Raw genomic sequence first — 21,151 nt, forward strand, 5'->3', positions numbered from 1 at the left:
ATGAATTATCAAGATATATATGACTTTTGGTTTACGGAATTAACGCCAAATGATTGGTTTTCAGTCAATGACGCGCTAGATAAAACAATCGACAATAAATTTAAGATTATTCTTGATGCAGCGATTGCAGGTGAATTACATCATTGGCGACACACTGCGATGGGTTCGCTGTGTGAGATAATAGTGCTCGATCAGTTTTCACGGAACATTTATCGAGGCCAAGCTCAGGCGTTTCGCCAAGATCCGTTGGCGCTAGCTTTGGCGCAAACAGCAATTGATAAGGGCTTTGATAAGCAACTTAATGAAACTGAGGTCGGGTTTTTGTACTTACCATTTATGCACAGCGAAAGCGCGAAAATTCATGAATTGGCGATGATGCTGTATAAAGATCATCCTAGTTATGAATTTGAAGCGGCGCATAAGGCAATAATCGACCAGTTTGGGCGTTATCCACACCGCAACGCTATATTAGGGCGCAAATCGACTGAGCAAGAGTTAACATTTTTGACACAACCAAATTCATCTTTTTAACGTTACATCTTGCTTTGCAAAGGGTGACACAGTACAGTGATGAAATTGAAATTTTCTAAAGATGTATTATGGAAAACCAAGAACAAAAACCACAACCAACTCAAGCAGAAATTCAAGCTGCTCAAAATCAATGGATCCGCTCTACACTTGATCGCGCTAATAAACATTTAGCTGAAAAAGGCGTTATTCCAAAGACGATTCTAGATAAAGAAAGCCGTTATATTGCGCCTATGTGTGCAATTTGGAAAATCAAAAGTCAACAAGGCAAAACATATTGGGTTGTATCTGGCAATTTACCGACAGATCACGTTGAGGTGACTGCGGCAACCAATGCCCGTGACGCACTTCGCCATTTTTCGTTTCAATGGCAATTAAAAGCAGACCAGCTCGCAAAAAATAGTGCAGGTGACAAAGCGCAAATCGATTTTGCTAACTTGCTTGTGAACCGTGCTGAAGGTCTGTATGACTTATACAGCAATGAAAAACTTTGGACTAATGAACCAAAGTAAAGGGTTTAGGATCAAAACGCGATAACGGACACGATAATCGTTGTCGCGCTATTCCAGCCTCCATAAACACATTGCCTTGTTCGGCATAACCGCATCGCTTAAATTTTTCTTTCTCAACAATATTACAATTGAAACTTAGTTCTTCGGCACCTAATTCTTTTGCACACAGCGCAATTTGCTCAAACATTAGATTATAAAACTCATGAGTTCGGTAAGCTTGCAGCACAGCAACGCGGCCAATTTCACCTTGTTGCGTTATTCTTGCGGTTGCTATGCTGTTACCTTGATGATCAAACCCAAGCAGATGCTGACAACTTAAATCGCACTTATCAAATTCAACGTCTTTTGGGATATGGTATTCATAAACAAATACTTTTTCCCTCACTTGTTTGAGTTCGTTACGCTTTTCTCGCCATGTGACCTGTTTAAATGTGAAGCTCATCATTTCCTCTACTAATCGAAATACCAATAGCCCTCATTTAAAAGATTAGTAAAGTTTTGCATAAAGTGTGAACAAGTTGTGGAACTTTTAATCTGATCGGATGTCACTGTTACGTTTTGGCAAAGTGTTTCCACCCATGAAAGGCACGAAAGTGGTAGGGTAAGTACATCACCGTTTACTGCAAACAACACATTGCTTTCTGTTGATAAATAAAAGCAGCGAAGACCACCTAGGCGATGAATTTCAATATCTTGGTTTAGTAATTCAAGTACATAACTTGGATCGTATTCATCTTCAAGCGGCGCTAAATCGAGATCGTGTTTTGCTTCACTCAGACTTTGTAACAACCATAAATTAAAATCTTGATTGTTATTAAGTGCATCTAGCATTTGTTGTTTAACATCTGCGACTTCATTTGCTAAAAACTCACCGGGGTTATTACGTAATTGAAGCGTTGGATCACTGTAACGTGTATTACCCGAATCGTTATCAATGAGGTAATCTGAAAATGACGACAATAATTCGCGCTGATTTGGCGCTCTAAAGCCAACTGAATAGTTCATGGCGTTTTCGACTGCGTAACCTTCGTGAGGGCAGCCAGGTGGAATATATAAAATATCGCCTGGTTCAAGTACTTCATCAATACAGGCATCAAACCCGTCAATTTGCAGCAGATCTTTACACGGAATAACTTCATTGAAGGTTTGCTTAGATTCGCCAACGCGCCAATGTCGTTTACCTTGGCCTTGAATAATAAATACATCGTATTGGTCTAGGTGAGGCCCAACGCCGCCATCGGGCGTAGAGAAGCTGATCATCAAATCATCAATACGCCAGTTTGGAATAAAGCGAAACGGCTCGATTAACTCGGCAGCCTCAGGATGCCAGTGGTCAACGGCTTGCACAAGAAGTGTGCTGTTTTTTGGTGTTAATAATTCGAAATCTTCAAACGGGCCGTGGTGTGCTTGCCATTCATTGTTGTGATTAGAAATGAGACGCGACTCAATGCATTCCTCCATCGCAAGGCCTGCAAGTTCATCTGGACTAATTGGATCAACAAAGTCAGCAAACCCCGACTTGATTAACGCCGGTTTTTTTTGCCAATACTCATTAATAAATTCTTGTTGAGAGAGGGTTTTAACACCATCTGGTGTTTTGATATTGAAACTGAGTTGATACATAGGCGTCTCTAAAAATTGATAATAAAAAAGCGAAAGATATTAGAAATACCTTTCGCTTTTTATTCAAGCTAAAACTGCTAGTTATTTGATGTCGTCGATAAATTCAACTGCACGGCCAATATAATTAGCCGGTGTAAGTTGTTTTAATTCTTCTTTTACCGCTTCTGGTAAATCAAGATTATCGATGAAATCAGCCATGATCTCTTTGTTAACGCGCTTACCACGTGTTAACTCTTTAAGTTTTTCATATGGCTTTTCAATGCCATATTTACGCATTACAGTTTGGATTGGCTCAGCAAGTAGTTCCCAGTTCTGGTCAAGTTCAGCAAGTAGCTTCTCTTGGTTAACTTCTAATTTGCTAATACCTTTAAGTGTTGCTTGGTAAGCGATTAACGCATAACCCATACCTACACCTAAGTTACGTAACACGGTTGAATCCGTAAGGTCACGCTGCCAGCGAGATACTGGTAGTTTTTGCGCTAGGTGTGCAAAAATTGCGTTCGCAATACCTAAGTTACCTTCAGAGTTTTCAAAATCAATTGGGTTAACTTTGTGTGGCATGGTTGATGAACCAATTTCACCTGCAATTGTTTTTTGCTTGAAGTGATTAAGCGCAATGTAGCCCCAAACGTCACGGTCAAAATCAATTAAGATAGTATTGAAACGTGCAATTGCATCGTAAAGTTCTGCGATGTAATCGTGTGGCTCGATTTGTGTTGTAAACGCATTCCACTCAAGACCAAGACTTGTTACAAACTTTTCAGCATGTGCATGCCAGTCGTAGTTAGGGTAAGCGCTAATGTGTGCGTTGTAGTTACCAACTGCACCGTTGATTTTACCAAGTAATTCTACATTAGCGATTTGGTCGCGTTGACGCTTTAAGCGCATGTACACGTTTGCCATTTCTTTACCCATAGTTGAAGGTGAAGCTGGCTGACCGTGAGTACGACACATCATCGGAATTGTTTGGTATTCTTTTGCAAGTGCGTGAACAGCATCAAGTAGCTTATCGCAGTATGGTAAAAGAACATTTTCACGTGCTTCTTTTAACATTAAACCGTGTGATAGGTTATTGATGTCTTCTGAGGTACATGCAAAGTGAATAAATTCGTTAATTGCATTAAGCTCGGCGTTGTCAGCTACTTTTTCTTTTAGTAGGTATTCAACCGCTTTCACGTCGTGGTTTGTGGTGCGCTCAATGTCTTTAACACGCATTGCATCTTCTACATTAAAGTTTGCAACGATGTTATCTAAGATTTGATTTGCTTCAGCGCTTAGTGATGGTACTTCGTCGATACCCTCGGCAGCAGCAAGTGCTTGTAACCAGCGAACTTCTACAGTAACGCGGTATTTAATTAGGCCATACTCACTAAAGATTTCTCTAAGCTCAGTTGTTTTGCTGCCGTAACGACCATCAACAGGTGAAATAGCAGTTAACGCTGAAAGCTCCATAATCACTCCTAAATATTTGTACTAGAGATTAACAATACTGTTTTGCAATTTTGACAATTTTACCTTTGCCAAAGAAAAAGTGGCGGCGTTTACCACCAACTTGGCGCCATAATACTGCGGCGCGTATACCAGCTAACAACAGGGCGCGAATACGATGTTGCACCGATTTTTGTTGTAGCAATGCTGGTTTACCAAATACTTGAATACGTTGTCCAAGCGGACTAATTACATCTGCATAAATATCCGCAAGGCTTGCAATAATGGCGTCATCTGAAATTGATAAATGTGCCAATCGTGTGTCGATTGAATTAATGCGTGAGCCAAGTTCATTTAATGCTTTGGGGTTTGCGTTTAAAGCACGTTCTAACTGAATTAAACCGCCAACGTACTTTACAAGCTCAATGCTTTTATTTTGGCCTGATTCGAGTTGTTCAACAACTAATTGATAACCTTGGCGTAAATCCATATCACGAAATACATCTGACGGTGCATCTGGATTGGTTACTAAAATACCCGAAAGTAGTTGCTGCATTTCATAATCGGTAATTGAACCGGTTTGCGCAACTTTTTGCACTGCTTTGGTAATTTGGCACATGGCGGCAAGCGCCATAACCTGATTTTTATCCATTAGCGGATCACCGAATCAATAATACCGCCACCTAAACATGTTTCATCTAGGTAAAATACCGCAGATTGACCTGGGGTAACGGCTTTTTGCGGCTCATCAAATAATACGCGTGCAACGCCGTCTTCACCAACCAGTAAAGTGCATGGAATATCAGTTTGGCGGTAACGGGTTTTCACTGTGCAACGTAGCGTTGATTGCGGACCTACGCGGTCAACCCAGTGCAGCTGGTTTGCCATTAGGCCGTTTGAATATAGGCGAGGGTGATCTTTACCTTGACCAACAACAAGTACGTTACGCGCAATATCTTTATCTACAACATACCAAGGCTCACCCGAACCTTCCTTCATACCACCAATGAGTAGGCCTTTGCGTTGACCTAAGGTGTGATACATTAAGCCTTCATGCTCGCCAACATCGTTGCCTTCGCAATCTTCAATTTTGCCAGGTTGAGCTGGTAAGAATTTTTGTAAGAAGTCTTTAAATTTGCGCTCACCAATAAAGCAAATACCCGTGCTGTCTTTCTTATCGTGGGTAATAAGGCCTTGTTCTTCCGCGATACGGCGTACTTCAGGCTTTTCAATTTCGCCTACTGGGAATAAGGTTTGCGCAACATGCTCATGACCAAGGGTGTATAGGAAATAGCTTTGGTCTTTATTGTCATCAAGGCCACGTACTAAGGTTGCTTTACCGTCTTTTTCAGCGCGGCGAACATAATGACCAGTTGCAATATAATCTGCACCGAGCGCTTCAGCAGCAAATTCAAGAAACGCTTTAAATTTAATTTCTTTGTTACACATAATATCGGGGTTAGGCGTACGGCCTGCTTTGTATTCAGCAAGGAAATACTCAAACACGTTATCCCAATATTCTGCGGCAAAGTTTACCGTGTGTAACTCAATACCCAGTTTTTCGCATACAGCTTGTGCATCTTTTAAATCTTCTGCAGCTGCACAGTATTCATCAGTATCATCTTCTTCCCAGTTTTTCATAAACAAGCCTTCTACCTGATAGCCTTGTTGCTTAAGTAAATAAGCTGAAACGGAAGAGTCTACACCGCCAGACATGCCAACGATGACTTTGATGTTACTGTTATCACTCATGATATTGAATTACTCCGAAAATTTGAGGCGCGAATTATATCATAGCTGTTTTAATAAAACATGTTCTAAAATGCGCGAGTAAGGTGCTTATTTATTCTCTGTTATAAGTCTATATTCGCCATTTTCAATACCGTCCAAGGTGTATTTACCAATGGCGTAACGAATTAAGCGTAACGTCGGAAAGCCAACATGTGCTGTCATACGTCTTACTTGGCGATTTTTACCCTCGGTGATGGTGATTGACAGCCAAGTTGTCGGAATTGCTTTGCGCTCACGAATAGGTGGGTTACGGGGCCAAACGTTGGGCTCATTGATCCGCTTAACGTCTGCCGGTAGGGTTTTACCATCTTTCAGTACAACGCCTTGCGATAGGGCGTTTATGGCATCTTGTGTTACATCACCTTCTACTTGCACCCAGTAGGTTTTCGGTGATTTATGTTTAGGTGAAGCAATTTTATGTTGCAGCTTACCGTTGTTGGTAAGCAGTAATAATCCCTCACTGTCTCTATCGAGACGACCTGCGGCATACACATCTTTAATGTCGATAAAATCAGCCAGTGTTTTGCGATTACCTTCATCGGTAAATTGGCTTAGCACATCAAAAGGCTTGTTAAATAACACGATATGAGTTGGCCCTTGGTGTGGCTTTACATCGCGCGTTTTGATGTGTTTTTTAGCTGCGGCGACACGTTGTTTATTTGGTCGTGTTGGCTTTTTAGTAATTTGTGCAGATTTAGGTTTAGATAATCGAGTCATGACTTTGATTAATTACAAGCAAGGTAGGTATTGTAGCAAATAAAAAAGGGCAACAACATGTTGCCCTTTTTCTTATTCAAACAGTACGATTATGCGATTTGCGCGATAATGTTGTTGAATGTTTCGCTTGGACGCATTGCTTTGTATGCAAGCTCTTCGCTAGGCTGGAAGTAGCCCTTAATGTCAACTGCAACGCCTTGTGCATCGTTAAGCTCTTTAACGATAACCGCTTCATTTGCTGTTAATTGCTCTGCAACTGGTGCAAACTTCGCTTTAAGTTCAGCGTCTTTGTCTTGTGCAGCAAGTTCTTGTGCCCAGAACATCGTTAGATAGAAGTGGCTACCGCGGTTATCTAATTCGTTTACCTTACGAGAAGGTGATTTGTTCTCAAGTAAGAATTTAGCTGTTGCCGCGTCTAGCGTATCTGCTAATACTTGTGCCTTAGTGTTACCTGCGTTTACTGCAAGGTGCTCGTAAGAAGCCGCTAACGCTAAGAATTCACCAAGTGAATCCCAACGTAAGTGGTTTTCTTTTTCGAACTGCTGAACGTGCTTAGGTGCTGAACCACCTGCGCCTGTTTCAAATAAACCACCACCGTTCATTAATGGAACGATTGATAGCATTTTAGCACTTGTACCAAGCTCAAGAATTGGGAATAAGTCAGTTAGGTAGTCACGTAGTACGTTACCTGTTACTGAAATAGTATCTTGACCTTCTTTGATGCGCGCTAATGAGAATTGCGTTGCTTCAAATGGTGCAAGAATGCGAATATCAAGGCCGTTAGTATCGTGGTCTTGTAGGTATCGGTTAACTTTCTTAATTAACTGCGCATCGTGAGCACGGTTTTCGTCTAACCAGAATACCGCTGGCGTGCTAGTTGCACGTGCACGATTCACTGCAAGCTTAACCCAATCTTGGATTGGTAGGTCTTTAACTTGACACATGCGGAAGATATCGCCCGTGTCAACGTCGTGAGACATTACAGCAACGCCTGCTTGGTTAACTACGCGTACTTGACCTTTTGCTTTAATTTCAAATGTCTTGTCGTGTGAACCGTATTCTTCCGCTTTTTGAGCCATAAGGCCAACGTTTGGTACGCTACCCATAGTTGTTGGATCAAATGCGCCATTTTCTTTACAGAAATCAATCGTTGCTTGGTAAACACTTGCATAACAACGGTCTGGAATAAGTGCTTTGGTGTCTTTTAGTTTGCCATCTGGACCCCACATTTGGCCTGATGAACGAATACATGCTGGCATTGAAGCATCAATGATGATGTCACTTGGTACATGTAAATTTGTAATGCCACGGTCAGAATCAACCATTGCAAGTGCAGGGCGGTTTGCATAAACAGCTTGTAAATCAGCTTCAATTTCAGCGCGTGTTGCGTCATCTAACTGTGCGATTTTAGCGTAAACATCACCAATACCGTTGTTAGCATCGACACCTAGCTTTTCAAAGGTTGCAGCGTGTTTTGCAAATACGTCTTTGTAGAATACTTTTACAGCGTGACCGAAGATGATTGGATCAGATACTTTCATCATGGTTGCTTTCATATGTAATGAAAGTAATACGTCTTCGTCTTTTGCTGCGTTGATTTCACGCTCTAAGTATGTATTTAACGCTGCAACATTCATTACAGAGCTGTCGATGATTTCGCCTGCAAGTAATGGAACTGATGCTTTTAATACTTCAACATCGCCATTTTCGTTTACGAATTCAATACGCACATCATCAGCAGCATCAACCGTCACTGATTGCTCAGATGCAAAGAAGTCGCCTTCGTTCATTGATGCAACGTGTGATTTAGAATCGCTTGCCCATGCGCCCATTGAATGCGGGTTATTTTTAGCATAGTTTTTAACAGAACCAGGTGCGCGACGGTCAGAGTTACCTTCACGTAGTACTGGGTTTACAGCACTGCCTTTAATTTTGTCGTAAGTTGCTTTAACTTTCGCTTCTTCTTCGTTTTTCGGCTCTTCAGGGTACTCAGGAAGTGCGTAACCTTGAGCTTGTAATTCTTTGATTACTGCTTGTAGCTGAGGAATAGATGCACTGATGTTTGGTAGTTTAATGATGTTTGCGTCAGGTGTTTTTGCTAGTTCACCTAATTCAGCTAGTGCATCACCGATACGTTGTTCTTCGGTTAAGTACTCTGGGAAGTTTGCGATAACGCGACCTGCAAGAGAGATGTCACGTGTTTCAACGTTTACGTCAGATACAGCGCTGAAGGCTTTAACGATTGGTAAAAACGAGTACGTGGCAAGTGCCGGTGCTTCATCCGTTTTTGTATAAATTATCTTAGATTTACTAGTCATTATTATTCCTAACTTTTAAATGCCATTACTATGGCGTTCAATACTTACATTGAAAGGGGTGTGATTTTGCAAAATCACAAAAACTGAATGTAATTGACTTAGTCTAGCGTTATTTATAGTGCTGACAATTGGCCGATAGTATAGCAGGGCTAGTTTAAATAAAAAGAATTAGCAATCACAAAATGTTCAATTGACATGGGAGGGTAAATTTTAGGCATAAAAAAAGCGGGCGATCCGCTTCTTTATTATTATAATGTGTCGTAAGCAGTACTACTTAGACTTCGCCTTCAGTTGGCGCAATATTGGTCGCGTGTAGGCCTTTCGGACCTTGTTGCAACTCAAATGTTACATCTTGGCCAGCTTTAAGTGTTTTGTATCCATCCATTTGAATGGTTGAAAAATGCGCAAAGATATCCTCCGTGCTGCCTTCTTCTACGATAAACCCAAACCCTTTTGCGTTATTGAACCATTTGACTTTTCCGCAAGCCATACCTCAACATCCTTCTATAAGTTGACTAAAATCATGTTATTCTACATGGTAAATTACTTAACAAGCTTAAAACGAACCAGTGCTGCGGATTACACAAGCTTTTGTTCGTAAATTGCTTAGTAAATAATCACATATTGACTGTAGTTTAATTGACCAAACAGTCAAGTTTTTTTTAATTGTTTTTAACAATTTAAATAATTTTTTAATTTTTAAGACTCAAAGTTGCTTGAGTTTACAAGAGATGACTATATTAAATTATGAGTGGGACACAATTTTCAGATTTAGTAGATAGCCAAAAGGAAAAACAGCGACAAAGTATTAAGCCGCCGCGCAAGTATAAAGTTATTTTAAATAATGACGATTACACGCCAATGGACTTTGTTGTTGAGGTTTTAGCACGATTTTTTAATATGGATTCAGACAGGGCGACTGAAATTATGTTAAAGGTCCATTATGACGGCAAAGCTGTCTGTGGCGTTTACAGTGCAGAAGTCGCTGAAACCAAGGTAGCGCAAGTGAACCAATACGCGCGTGACAATGAACATCCACTGTTATGTAGTTTTGAGCCCGAATAAAGAAGTATTTAGAGGAGTTTATTATGCTTAATAAAGACTTAGAAATTACCTTAAACTCCGCATTCAGAGAAGCGCGTAGTCGCAGGCATGAATTTATGACTGTGGAGCACTTACTGTTAGCGCTATTAGATAACCCATCGGCAATTGATGCGTTGTCGAGCTGTGGCACCGATTTACAATCACTTAAAATCGCGTTGTCAGATTTTATCGATGAAACCACACCATTAATCCCCGACTTAGAAGAAGAGCGCGAAACACAGCCAACGCTTGGTTTTCAACGCGTATTGCAACGCGCTGTATTTCATGTGCAGTCGTCGGGTAAAAGTGAAGTGAACGGTGCTAATGTACTTGTTGCAATTTTTAGCGAGCAAGAAAGCCAAGCTGTTTATTTACTTAAAAAATGCGACATTACTCGCCTCGATATCGTTAATTATATATCACACGGTATTTCGCGTTTAGACGAGGAAGAAAGTCACCACCCAAGTGAAGAAGAGCAAGAGATTGAAAACAGTGCCGAGCAGAGCGCAGATGAGAAATCTAAGCTAGAAAACTTTACCACAAACCTTAATACGCAAGCAGAGCTTGGCTTAATCGACCCGCTGATTGGGCGCGACAGTGAAATTGAGCGCACTATTCAGGTGTTATGCCGTCGTAAAAAGAACAATCCATTGCTTGTGGGTGAGGCGGGCGTTGGTAAAACTGCTATCGCAGAAGGTCTTGCTTATCGCATCGTCAACGAGCAAGTGCCAGAAGTTATTTCAGATGCGACTGTATTTTCACTCGATATGGGCGCGTTGCTTGCTGGTACAAAATACCGTGGCGATTTTGAAAAACGTTTTAAGGCGTTGCTAAAACAACTTCAGCAACACAAAAACGCAATTTTGTTTATTGATGAAATCCACACAATTATTGGCGCGGGTGCAGCCTCTGGTGGTGTGATGGATGCATCAAACCTAATTAAACCGTTACTATCAAGCGGGAAGCTTCGTTGTATGGGTTCGACCACGTACAACGAATTTAAAAATATTTTTGAAAAAGACCGCGCTTTAGTACGTCGTTTCCAAAAAATCGATATTGTTGAGCCGTCAGTTGCCGACACTACTAAGATATTAATGGGCTTAAAAGAACGCTATGAAGAGCACCATGGCATTCGCTATACGCAAACAGCACTGAAAGCTGCTGCTGAACTATCAGCTAAGTATATCAATGAACGCCACTTACCAGACAAAGCGATTGACGTGATTGATGAAGCGGGTGCAAGTCAGCGTTTGTTACCCGCATCGCGTCGTAAGAAAACAGTAACGGTATCGGATATTGAACACATTATTGCGAAAATCGCGCGTATTCCAGAGCAAAATGTATCAAACTCAGATAAGCAAGTTCTGCAATTACTTGATCGTAATCTGAAAATGGTGGTATTTGGTCAAGATGATGCCATTGATGCACTAAGTGCAGCAATTCGATTATCGCGTTCAGGTTTGTCTAGCGAAGATAAACCAATTGGTTCGTTCTTATTTGCAGGGCCAACGGGTGTCGGTAAAACTGAGATCACCAAGCAACTTGCAAAATGTTTAGGCGTTGAACTTGTGCGTTTTGATATGTCTGAATACATGGAAAAACATGCGGTAAGTCGCTTAATTGGTGCACCTCCTGGTTATGTGGGTTATGAACAAGGCGGCTTATTAACTGATGCAGTGATTAAACAGCCTCATTGCGTGGTATTGCTCGATGAAATCGAAAAAGCGCATCCTGATATTTACAATGTATTGTTGCAAGTAATGGATCACGGCACGCTCACGGATAACAACGGCCGCAAGGCAGATTTCAGAAACGTTGTACTTGTGATGACGACTAATGCGGGTGTGCAAGAAACAATTCGTAAATCAATTGGCTTTAAGCAACAAGATCACAGCCACGATGCGATGAGTGAGATTAATAAAACGTTTACACCTGAATTTAGAAACCGCTTAGATAACACCATTTGGTTTAATCACTTAGATGAAAAAGTGATCTTGCAAGTGGTTGATAAGTTCATTGTTGAGCTGGAATCACAACTCGATGCTAAATCAGTGTCACTGGAAGTAACCGAGCCTGCACGTAAATGGCTTGCAAAAGAAGGCTACGATAAAGCGATGGGCGCTCGCCCAATGGCTCGCCTGATCCAAGAAAAGCTGAAAAAGCCATTAGCCAATGAAATTTTATTTGGTGAACTCAGTGATGGTGGTAACGTAAAAGTAAGCATTAAAGATAAGCAGCTTACATTTAGTTACGAAAATGAAAGCGTTGAAGCATAAGCAAAACATCAATAAAAAAGCCCGCAATTAGCGGGCTTTTTTTATATTCGATACTACTTAAAAATTAGCGAGCACGGAATACAATGCGACCTTTCGAAAGGTCATATGGCGTTAACTCAACCGTAACCTTGTCGCCTGTTAAAATACGAATATAGTTTTTGCGCATTTTACCAGAAATGTGTGCAACAACCACGTGACCGTTTTCTAATTCAACGCGGAACATAGTGTTAGGGAGTGTGTCAAGGACAGTGCCTTGCATTTCAATTACGTCTTCTTTCGCCATATTGAGCGTATAACCTCAGTTGTATTCTTTAAAGCTGCAGATTTTGCCGAAAACCCATGCATATGTAAAGCTATGATTGGCATTTACAGTCATCTTTTTATAATTCCAGATGCCAAACATTATTATTGAGCTTTTGGTAAGGTTTAAATTTAGTTTTGTAATTCATTTTGCGACATTCATCGATTTGGTAACCCAAATACAAATATTGCTTGTTGATGCTATTAGCAAATTCGATTTGTTTCAAAATCATCATGGTGCCAAGACTGTAATCTTCAAAATCAGGGTCGAAGAAAGTGTAAATAGCAGAAAGCGCATTACTTAATGTGTCTGTGACCGCAACTGCAATCAATGTGTTATTGTGCCAAAGTTCAAGGTAGTTAATTGGTAACCAACTACAGGTCAAAAAGCTTTCGTATTGTTCAACAGATGGTGGAAACATAGCACCGTCTTGGTGTCTTAGCGTGATATATTTTTCGTACAGTGTGTAATAAATATCTTTGCTGACACTACTTACTTTAAGTTCGAACTGCTTACTTTTATTAATGATGCGCTTTTGTGATTTACTTGGTGAAAACTGTGACACATCAAGGCGGATAGCTTCACAGGCGGTACAGTTAGCACAATGTGGACGATAAATCTGGTCGCTAGAACGACGAAAGCCCAGCGCAAGAAGGTGTTCAAAACGCTGCTGGGTATAAAAATCGTGGTCTAGTACCACCAGTAAGCGCTCTTGCTCTTTATCGATATAACTGCATGGGAATTGTTGGCTTATCCCCAATTTTACCGGCATATGCTCAGTCATAAATATCCGTCAATTGTGCCTTATTCCACATAGTGGGGTGAATTGGTTGATCATCTTTTACAGTAAGTTTAGCCAAAAATTCTTCACGTGTAATGCAAGTAGCACCTAATGACGATAAATGCGGGTTTTCGATTTGGCAATCAATCAAGTTAATATTATGGTTTCGCAAGTGATTATGTAGCGCCCAAAATGCTAGTTTTGAACAGTTACTTTCAAAATGAAACATCGACTCACCACAAAACACATGGTTAACCATAATGCCATACAGTCCGCCAACTAATATGTTGTCTTGATTATACACTTCGATACTATGCGCATACCCTTGATTGTGAAGTGCGATATACGCTGCCTTCATATCATCGGTTATCCACGTACCTTCAAGTTGTTCTCGTTGCTTAATACAATTATTTATAACACCGCTAAAATCAGTATTAACGGTAATGGTGTATTTACCCTGTCGAGCGAGTTTACGCAAACTGCGGCTGATGTTGATGTCGCCGATATTTAATACCGCTCTGCTGCTTGGACACCACCACATAATTGGCTCACCTTGATTAAACCAAGGAAAAATACCACTTTGATAGGCGGTTATTAATCGTGGCGTTGATAAGTCGCCACCAATTGCAAGCAAACCATCAGGCTCGGATAAAGCAAGATCTGCGGGAGGAAATTGAGTTGATAATGAATCGAGTAGTGTAAGTTGTGCTGTCATAAAAAAGGCTGCGTTAGTGGCAGCCTTCAGTTTAGCGAATTTTACTTGAGATTGTCTAGGTAGCGCTCGGCATCAAGTGCTGCCATACAACCTGTACCCGCTGAGGTAATTGCTTGGCGATAAATGTGGTCGCTTACGTCACCTGCTGCAAATACACCTTTAACACTGGTTTGAGTTGCATTGCCGTTTAAGCCCGACTCAACAACTAGGTAGCCGTCTTTCATTTCAAGCTGGCCTTCAAACATACCTGTATTTGGCGAGTGACCGATAGCAATAAATACACCTGCAACGTCAAGCTCATTAGTGCTTTCGTCTGTGGTTGATTTAGTACGAAGACCTGTTACACCCATATCGTCACCAAGTACTTCATCAAGCGTTTGGTTAAGGTGCAGGGTAATGTTACCGTTCTCAACTTTATCCATTAAACGATCGGTTAAGATTTTTTCACTACGGAAAGTGTCACGACGGTGTACTAAATGTACTTCAGACGCGATGTTAGATAGGTAAAGTGCTTCTTCAACAGCTGTGTTACCGCCACCTACAACCGCTACTTTTTGATTACGGTAGAAGAAACCGTCACATGTTGCACATGCTGAAACGCCACGGCCTTTGAATGCTTCTTCTGAATCTAAGCCTAAGTAACGAGCAGACGCACCTGTTGCAATAATAAGTGCGTCACATGTATACGTGCCTGAATCGCCTGTTAGGGTAAATGGACGGTTATTTACATCAACAGTGTGAATGTGATCAAAAATGATCTCAGTTTCAAAACGTTCAGCGTGCTCTTTCATACGTTCCATAAGAGCAGGGCCGGTTAAACCGTGCGCATCACCAGGCCAGTTTTCAACTTCAGTTGTCGTTGTTAGCTGACCACCTTGTTGCATACCTGTGATTAATACAGGGTTTAAGTTTGCTCGTGCTGCGTATACTGCAGCTGTGTAACCTGCAGGGCCTGAGCCTAAAATAAGTAATTTACTGTGTTTGCTTGCGCTCATCGCATTTCCTAATTAATACTGCTTTTGCTAATTAATGCGGTTGATTCTATTAAAAACAAGGCAGATGTAAATTATTTTACGGAATTTGATATTACCAACTTGGCGTAAGCGTCAATTTAACGTAACACCCGTCGCAAATTTAGCCACTTAGCAAATCTTTCTCTCAAAAATTGTGCGTTTAATCTAATAATTTGTTATGTTGACGCTTTTATACAAAACTGATGCTATAGGATAACAGCGTGCGTTTGGATTTTTGGCAAAAAGAGCCAAGCTTTAAACTTGATAGCGAGCAAATATCAATATTGCTTGATGCGTCGTCTTATCGAGCAAAATTATTATCGTTAATTAAAAATGCTAAACAGCGCATTGTTATTACCGCGCTCTATTTACAGGATGATGAAGCGGGCCGTGAAATTTTAGAGGCACTTCATCGAGCGTCAAATGCGAACCCTGAACTACGCGTCGACATTTTGGTTGATTATCACCGTGCCCAGCGCGGCTTAATTGGTGAAGCCCAAAGTGAAGGTAATGCCGCACTATACTTAAAACTGCAACAAGCCCATCAAAATCGTGTGCGTGTTTTTGGCGTTCCTGTAAAAGGTAAAGAAGTATTTGGTGTGTTGCACCTAAAAGGTATGGTGATAGATGATACCGTGCTTTACAGCGGCGCGAGCTTAAACAATGTTTATTTACAATATGAACAGCGCTATCGCCTTGACCGTTATTTCACTATTGCTAATCAAGCACTAGCAGACTCCTTCACACAGTTTGTTGATGACTACCTGATTGCGTCAAGTGCGGTAATTCGTCTTGATGTACGTCCGATTAAAAAATTAGCAGAGTGCAAATCTGACCATAAAGCCCTGATGAAGTCGCTAAAACGTGCGAAGTATCCGTATGTTACATCGTCAGACGAAGGCTCAATTGATAGCTTTTTATTTTTAGGTTTTGGTCGTCGCGGCAATATGCTTAACCGAGCGATTAAAAATCTGTTTGAACTCGGTGAGAAAGAGTTGGTTCTTTACACCCCTTACTTTAATTTTCCGGCGCCACTATTGCGCGTACTTAGAAAGAAATTAAAGCAAGGGCTAAAAGTGACCATTGTTGTGGGTGATAAAACCGCGAACGATTTTTATATTTCGCCCGATAAGCCGTTTAGTAAAATTGGTGCGTTGCCGTATTTGTACGAAACTATATTGGCTAAGTTTTTAAAACTTAATGATAAGTTTGTGCAAGATGGCCTTTTAAATGTGCATCTTTGGCGTCATGACAGCAACTCATTTCACTTAAAGGGCATTAGTGTCGATAACCGTTATCAAATGATGACAGGGCACAACTTAAACCCTCGAGCGTGGGGTTTAGATATCGAAAACGGTATTTTATTTGATGACAGCCAAGGTTTACTAACAGATGTACTTGAGCAAGAAAAGCAACAAATATTAACGCATTGTACTAAGTTAAACAGCTACAAAGAGCTGCAAACAATGCATAATTACCCAGAACCGGTTGCTAAACTTTTAGGGCAAGCGAAGCGTGTTAAAGTTGATTTTATTATTAAGCGCTTTATTTAATTAATAATGTTTGAAACTAAAAAACACACATAAAAAAAGCAGCTTTCGCTGCTTTTTTTATGCTTTGCAGAATGATTAGCTATTTAAAGCATCTTCTGGCGCTACGTATTCCATGTTGAAGCCTTCAGCAACTTCTTTACATGTTACTTTGCCTTTAAATACATTTAAGCCATTCATGAAGTGTGAGTCTTCAAGTAATGCAGCTTTGTAGCCTTTGTTAGCTAGCTTAATAATGTACGGTAGTGTTGCATTGTTAAGTGCAAACGTTGACGTACGAGGAACTGCACCTGGCATGTTTGCAACACAGTAGTGAACAACGTCATCAACAATATAAGTAGGCTCTGCGTGCGTTGTTGCTTTAGAAGTTTCAATACAACCACCTTGGTCGATTGCAACGTCAACAATAGCTGCGCCTGGCTTCATACGTTTGATGTGGTCTGCTGTTACTAGTTTTGGTGCTGCAGCACCAGGGATTAGAACACCACCAATTACAAGATCAGCTTCTAGTACGTGCTTTTCCAATGCATCAGCAGTTGAATAAACAGCTTTAACGCGGTTACCGAATTGTGCATCGATACGACGTAAAACATCAACGTTACGATCAAGAACAACAACATCAGCGCCCATGCCAACCGCCATTTGTGCTGCGTTGTTACCAACCATACCTGCGCCAATAACAACAACTTTTGCTGGCTCAACACCTGGTACACCACCAAGTAGCATACCGCGACCTGCATTTGATTTCTCAAGTGCTTGTGCGCCTGCTTGAATTGACATACGGCCCGCTACTTCAGACATAGGCGCAAGAAGTGGTAAACCACCGCGTGCGTCTGTTACTGTTTCGTAAGCGATACAGATAGACTTAGACTTAATTAGGTCTTCAGTTTGTGGAAGATCTGGTGCTAAGTGTAAGTAAGTGAATAGAATTTGGTCTTCGCGTAGCATTGCACGCTCAACTGCTTGAGGCTCTTTCACTTTAACAATCATGTCTGCTTTAGCGAAAACTTCTTCAGCAGTATTTAGAATTTCAGCACCTGCGGCTTCATAATCTTCGTTTGTAAAACCAATGCCAATACCTGCATTCGTTTCTACAAACACACTGTGACCGTGGTTGATTAACTCACGAACACTTGCCGGAACCATACCTACACGATATTCGTGGTTTTTAATCTCTTTAGGTACACCGATAATCATAAATTCACCTTACTTTGAACTGTGGTAATAGATAATACTATTTTATCTAGCTTTAATTAGTCGATGTAACTTTATTTAATTGAAATATTGGTTAATAAAACCATATAATCAAAAAACAAAGAGTAATATTCTAATTTGGTTAGCTAGTGTTAGATCGCATTGATAAAAAGATAATAGTCGAATTACAAAAAGATGGCAGAATTTCGAATGTGGAACTTGCGCGCCGTATAGGTTTAAGTGCAACACCTTGTTTGGAGCGGGTAAAAAAACTCGAGAGGGAAGGGTATATAAAAGGCTATAAAGCCATTATCGACCCAAAAAAAGTAGGCGCAGCATTATTAGTTTACGTTGAAATTACTCTGACAAAAACCTCACCTGATGTATTTGAAGAATTCAGTAGCGCAGTAAAAACCCATGATGAGATTTTAGAATGTCATCTTGTTTCTGGTAACTTTGACTTTCTATTAAAAACCCGTGTAGCAGATATGTCTGCATACCGTGACTTATTAGGTGATATATTACTGCGTTTACCGGCAGTTTCAGAAAGTCGTACTTATGTTGTCATGGAAGAAGTGAAAAGTGATGATGTTTCGCTTCTAAAAGTAGCACCATAGTAATAGAATAAGCACACTACATACTATTTGTATCTTAGAAAGTGTTATTTGCGCTGATGTAGTCGGAAGTAAAGAATAATAAAAAGGGGAGTTGTAATGCGCCTTAATGGTGTTCAAAGATTATTAGAAGCAGGCCTTATTTTAACGACTGCATTTGCAGCGTTTGTGTTAGTTGCTTTATTAACATTTGACCCAATCGATCCGTCTTGGTCTCAAACGGGTGACTATATCAAAGTAAAAAACATGACAGGTACAGCAGGGGCGTGGACTGCCGATTTACTGTACTTTAGTTTTGGTTGGTTGGCGTTACTTGTTCCCGTTATTATTCAAGTCATCGGTTATTTGCTGTTTAAAAAAACACACCAAGTATTTAAGTTAGACTACCTCACTTTGTCATTACGCGTTGTTGGTTTGGTACTGTTTGTCGTGTCATCAACGGCAATTAGCAGCATTAATTTCGATGACTTCTATGAATTTTCTTCTGGTGGTGTAATTGGCGATGTGTTTGCCAATGCCATGTTGCCTACCTTTAACTTTACTGGCACAAGTATCATTTTACTGTGTTTTTTCTTTTCAAGCTTAACCCTGCTGACAGGGGTTTCTTGGGTACAGTTTGTCGACCAAATTGGCCGTTTTGCAATGCATGCTTTTCTATGGTTAAAAGCGTTACCAGAACGATTAGCAGAACGAAAAGAAGCGAATAACGCACCGATTAAAACCGTAACTAATGAATCGGTTACTCAAGCGCCAAAACAAGTAACCTATCATGTTGACGAATTACCAGAGCAAGAAGTAAGCGATGAGCCACAAGAGCCGACAATCGATGTTCAGCCTGAAACCACAATCGAACCAACTTTTGGCGATGATATTGAAAATACTGACATTGAAACAGCAAAACAGCCTGAGGCGAATAATAAAAGCGAAATGCACCCGGCACTACAAGAATTCGACGAGATAATTAGTGATGATTTAAGTTTTTCAGCGCTTGACGATATTCCGTTTGATGACGATAAACAAACGAATGCGCCAAAGGCTGCTTCGGAAGATTTTTTAAGCACGCTAGAACCACAATCAGATGCAGAGCCTACGTTGGCACCGGTTGTGCAGCCAAGCGTAAATGAAACCCCAACAGAGCCAGCGCGCAAATCTACATATGTTAAGCCAAAAACAGCCAAAGAGCAGTTTGAAGACTTACTTGAGGTGACACCGCCAGCAACGCCAATGCCAACGTTAGATTTGCTCGATAGACCAGATAAAAAAGAAAACCCAATTACACAAGAAGAGCTGGATGCGGTTTCTCGCTTAGTTGAAACCAAGTTATTAGATTTTGGTGTGCAAGCGCAGGTTGTAGGAGTTTACCCAGGCCCTGTCGTTACGCGTTTTGAGCTGGACTTAGCACCAGGTATTAAGGTCGCGAAAATTAGCGGCCTCGCGAAAGATTTAGCGCGTTCACTTTCAGCAGTAAGTGTGCGTGTAGTGGAAGTGATCCCTGGTAAAACCTATGTTGGCTTAGAACTGCCCAATCAGCACCGCGAAATTGTACGCCTCTCAGAAGTTATTGGTGCGAAAAAATTTGCTAATAACCCGTCTGACTTAGCAATGGTGTTAGGTAAAGACATTGCAGGCGTACCTGTAGTTGCTGACCTTGCAAAAATGCCACACCTTCTAGTTGCTGGTACCACAGGCTCGGGTAAATCTGTGGGTGTAAACGTAATGATTTTATCGTTACTGTTTAAGTCGACTCCTGATGATGTTCGCATGATCATGATTGACCCGAAAATGCTTGAATTATCGGTTTACGAAGGCATTCCACACCTGCTGTGTGAAGTTGTAACAGATATGAAAGAAGCAGCTAACGCGCTGCGTTGGTGTGTTGGTGAAATGGAACGCCGATACAAACTCATGTCTGCATTGGGTGTACGTAACTTAAAGGGTTACAACCAAAAAGTGTTAGATGCCATTGAAGCAGGCGACCCAATTAAAGACCCGCTTTGGAAAGATACAGATGGTATGGAAACGGAAGCGCCTGACTTAGGCAAGTTGCCAGCCATCGTTGTGGTTATTGATGAATTTGCCGACATGATGATGATTGTTGGTAAAAAAGTTGAAGAGCTCATTGCCCGTATTGCTCAAAAAGCACGTGCTGCGGGTATTCATTTAGTGCTAGCAACTCAGCGTCCGTCAGTAGATGTAATTACGGGTTTGATTAAAGCGAACATTCCAACGCGTATGGCATTCCAAGTATCAAGTAAAATTGACTCGCGTACGATCTTAGATCAGCAAGGCGCAGAGCATTTATTAGGCATGGGTGACATGCTTTACTTACCGCCAGGTACTAGCGTGCCAATTCGTGTGCATGGTGCATTTGTTGATGACCACGAAGTTCACGCGGTGGTAAATGATTGGAAAGCGCGCGGTAAACCAAATTATGTCGACGAGATATTGAACGGAGAAGCCGTTGAAGATGTCTTACTTCCAGGTGAGACTGCCGAAAGCGACGAAGAAAGCGATCCGCTTTACGATGAAGCGGTCGCATTTGTAATTGAAAGTCGTCGTGCGTCTGTATCGAGTGTTCAGCGTAAATTGCGGGTTGGTTACAACCGTGCAGCACGCTTAGTCGAGCAGATGGAAATGTCCGGTATCGTATCAGCGCCGGGTCACAATGGCACTCGTGAAGTAATTGTTCCGAATAATGCAGGATAAT

The 21,151-nt window shown here is 41.1% G+C and carries 20 protein-coding genes; 7 read left to right on the forward strand and 13 right to left on the reverse strand.

Annotation, left to right across the window (positions count from 1 at the left end):
* Together PSPO_RS06760 and PSPO_RS06765 are read left to right on the forward strand one after the other, a co-directional pair.
* A complete protein-coding gene (locus PSPO_RS06760) occupies positions 1–531 on the forward strand; it encodes a DUF924 family protein (protein ID WP_010560195.1) in 531 nt (176 codons plus the stop codon).
* Between the two features lie 68 nt (positions 532–599).
* Positions 600–1,040, forward strand: coding sequence for a DUF4826 family protein (locus PSPO_RS06765; RefSeq protein ID WP_010560194.1), 441 nt, complete (start codon positions 600–602; stop codon positions 1,038–1,040).
* Here the strand turns inward: PSPO_RS06765 and PSPO_RS06770 are convergent.
* The 8 genes from PSPO_RS06770 to cspD all read right to left on the reverse strand — a co-directional run bounded on the left by PSPO_RS06770 (position 1,024) and on the right by cspD (position 9,407).
* Positions 1,024–1,485 carry a GNAT family N-acetyltransferase gene (locus PSPO_RS06770; RefSeq protein ID WP_084616533.1) on the reverse strand — a complete coding sequence of 154 codons (462 nt, stop codon included), beginning with the start codon at positions 1,483–1,485 and terminating at the stop codon, positions 1,024–1,026. The two genes, PSPO_RS06765 and PSPO_RS06770, sit on opposite strands and share 17 nt — an antisense overlap.
* An 8-nt stretch (positions 1,486–1,493) precedes the next feature.
* Positions 1,494–2,663, reverse strand: a complete 1,170-nt coding sequence (locus PSPO_RS06775; RefSeq protein WP_010560192.1) for a cupin domain-containing protein — start codon at positions 2,661–2,663, stop codon at positions 1,494–1,496.
* Positions 2,664–2,744: 81 nt separating this feature from the next.
* Positions 2,745–4,115 (reverse strand): adenylosuccinate lyase, encoded by a 1,371-nt coding sequence (gene purB, locus PSPO_RS06780; protein WP_010560191.1) that lies wholly within the window; start codon positions 4,113–4,115, stop codon positions 2,745–2,747.
* Between the two features lie 28 nt (positions 4,116–4,143).
* On the reverse strand, positions 4,144–4,743 hold the full coding sequence (hflD, locus tag PSPO_RS06785) for a high frequency lysogenization protein HflD (RefSeq protein ID WP_010560190.1): 600 nt from the start codon (positions 4,741–4,743) through the stop codon (positions 4,144–4,146).
* A complete protein-coding gene (gene mnmA / locus PSPO_RS06790; protein ID WP_010560189.1) occupies positions 4,743–5,843 on the reverse strand; it encodes a tRNA 2-thiouridine(34) synthase MnmA in 1,101 nt (366 codons plus the stop codon). Before mnmA ends, hflD begins: the two co-directional genes overlap by 1 nt.
* An 87-nt stretch (positions 5,844–5,930) precedes the next feature.
* A complete protein-coding gene (locus tag PSPO_RS06795) occupies positions 5,931–6,599 on the reverse strand; it encodes an rRNA large subunit pseudouridine synthase E (protein WP_010560188.1) in 669 nt (222 codons plus the stop codon).
* A gap of 89 nt (positions 6,600–6,688) precedes the next feature.
* Positions 6,689–8,917 (reverse strand): NADP-dependent isocitrate dehydrogenase, encoded by a 2,229-nt coding sequence (locus tag PSPO_RS06800; protein WP_010560187.1) that lies wholly within the window; start codon positions 8,915–8,917, stop codon positions 6,689–6,691.
* 274 nt (positions 8,918–9,191) lie between these two features.
* Positions 9,192–9,407 (reverse strand): cold shock domain-containing protein CspD, encoded by a 216-nt coding sequence (cspD, locus tag PSPO_RS06805; RefSeq protein ID WP_010560186.1) that lies wholly within the window; start codon positions 9,405–9,407, stop codon positions 9,192–9,194.
* A gap of 257 nt (positions 9,408–9,664) precedes the next feature.
* Here cspD and clpS point away from each other — a divergent pair, with 257 nt between their 5' ends.
* Together clpS and clpA are read left to right on the forward strand one after the other, a co-directional pair.
* Positions 9,665–9,982: an ATP-dependent Clp protease adapter ClpS gene (gene clpS / locus PSPO_RS06810; RefSeq protein ID WP_010560185.1), complete on the forward strand. Its 318-nt coding sequence runs from the start codon at positions 9,665–9,667 to the stop codon at positions 9,980–9,982.
* 23 nt (positions 9,983–10,005) lie between these two features.
* A complete protein-coding gene (gene clpA / locus PSPO_RS06815) occupies positions 10,006–12,276 on the forward strand; it encodes an ATP-dependent Clp protease ATP-binding subunit ClpA (protein WP_010560184.1) in 2,271 nt (756 codons plus the stop codon).
* Positions 12,277–12,340: 64 nt separating this feature from the next.
* On the opposite strand, the gene infA is transcribed toward clpA, so the two are convergent.
* The 4 genes from infA to trxB all read right to left on the reverse strand — a co-directional run bounded on the left by infA (position 12,341) and on the right by trxB (position 15,068).
* Entirely contained in the window at positions 12,341–12,559 is a 219-nt protein-coding gene (gene infA / locus PSPO_RS06820) for a translation initiation factor IF-1 (RefSeq protein WP_010560183.1), read from the reverse strand.
* Between the two features lie 97 nt (positions 12,560–12,656).
* A complete protein-coding gene (locus tag PSPO_RS06825; protein ID WP_010560182.1) occupies positions 12,657–13,361 on the reverse strand; it encodes an arginyltransferase in 705 nt (234 codons plus the stop codon).
* On the reverse strand, positions 13,354–14,073 hold the full coding sequence (aat, locus tag PSPO_RS06830; protein WP_010560181.1) for a leucyl/phenylalanyl-tRNA--protein transferase: 720 nt from the start codon (positions 14,071–14,073) through the stop codon (positions 13,354–13,356). Before aat ends, PSPO_RS06825 begins: the two co-directional genes overlap by 8 nt.
* A 41-nt stretch (positions 14,074–14,114) precedes the next feature.
* A complete protein-coding gene (gene trxB, locus PSPO_RS06835; RefSeq protein ID WP_010560180.1) occupies positions 14,115–15,068 on the reverse strand; it encodes a thioredoxin-disulfide reductase in 954 nt (317 codons plus the stop codon).
* 245 nt (positions 15,069–15,313) lie between these two features.
* On the opposite strand from trxB, the gene pssA reads away from it, so the two are divergent.
* Complete coding sequence (gene pssA / locus PSPO_RS06840; protein WP_040641594.1) at positions 15,314–16,639, forward strand: CDP-diacylglycerol--serine O-phosphatidyltransferase; 1,326 nt, start codon at positions 15,314–15,316, stop codon at positions 16,637–16,639.
* Positions 16,640–16,714: 75 nt separating this feature from the next.
* Here the strand turns inward: pssA and ald are convergent, their stop codons facing one another.
* Positions 16,715–17,833, reverse strand: coding sequence for an alanine dehydrogenase (gene ald, locus PSPO_RS06845; RefSeq protein WP_010560178.1), 1,119 nt, complete (start codon positions 17,831–17,833; stop codon positions 16,715–16,717).
* A 146-nt stretch (positions 17,834–17,979) separates the two neighbouring features.
* Here ald and lrp point away from each other — a divergent pair, with 146 nt between their 5' ends.
* Complete coding sequence (lrp, locus tag PSPO_RS06850) at positions 17,980–18,447, forward strand: leucine-responsive transcriptional regulator Lrp (RefSeq protein WP_010560177.1); 468 nt, start codon at positions 17,980–17,982, stop codon at positions 18,445–18,447.
* A gap of 96 nt (positions 18,448–18,543) precedes the next feature.
* A complete protein-coding gene (locus tag PSPO_RS06855; RefSeq protein WP_010560176.1) occupies positions 18,544–21,150 on the forward strand; it encodes a DNA translocase FtsK in 2,607 nt (868 codons plus the stop codon).
* Position 21,151 lies beyond the last annotated feature (1 nt).

Source organism: Pseudoalteromonas spongiae UST010723-006, from assembly GCF_000238255.3.
Lineage (GTDB): Bacteria > Pseudomonadota > Gammaproteobacteria > Enterobacterales > Alteromonadaceae > Pseudoalteromonas > Pseudoalteromonas spongiae.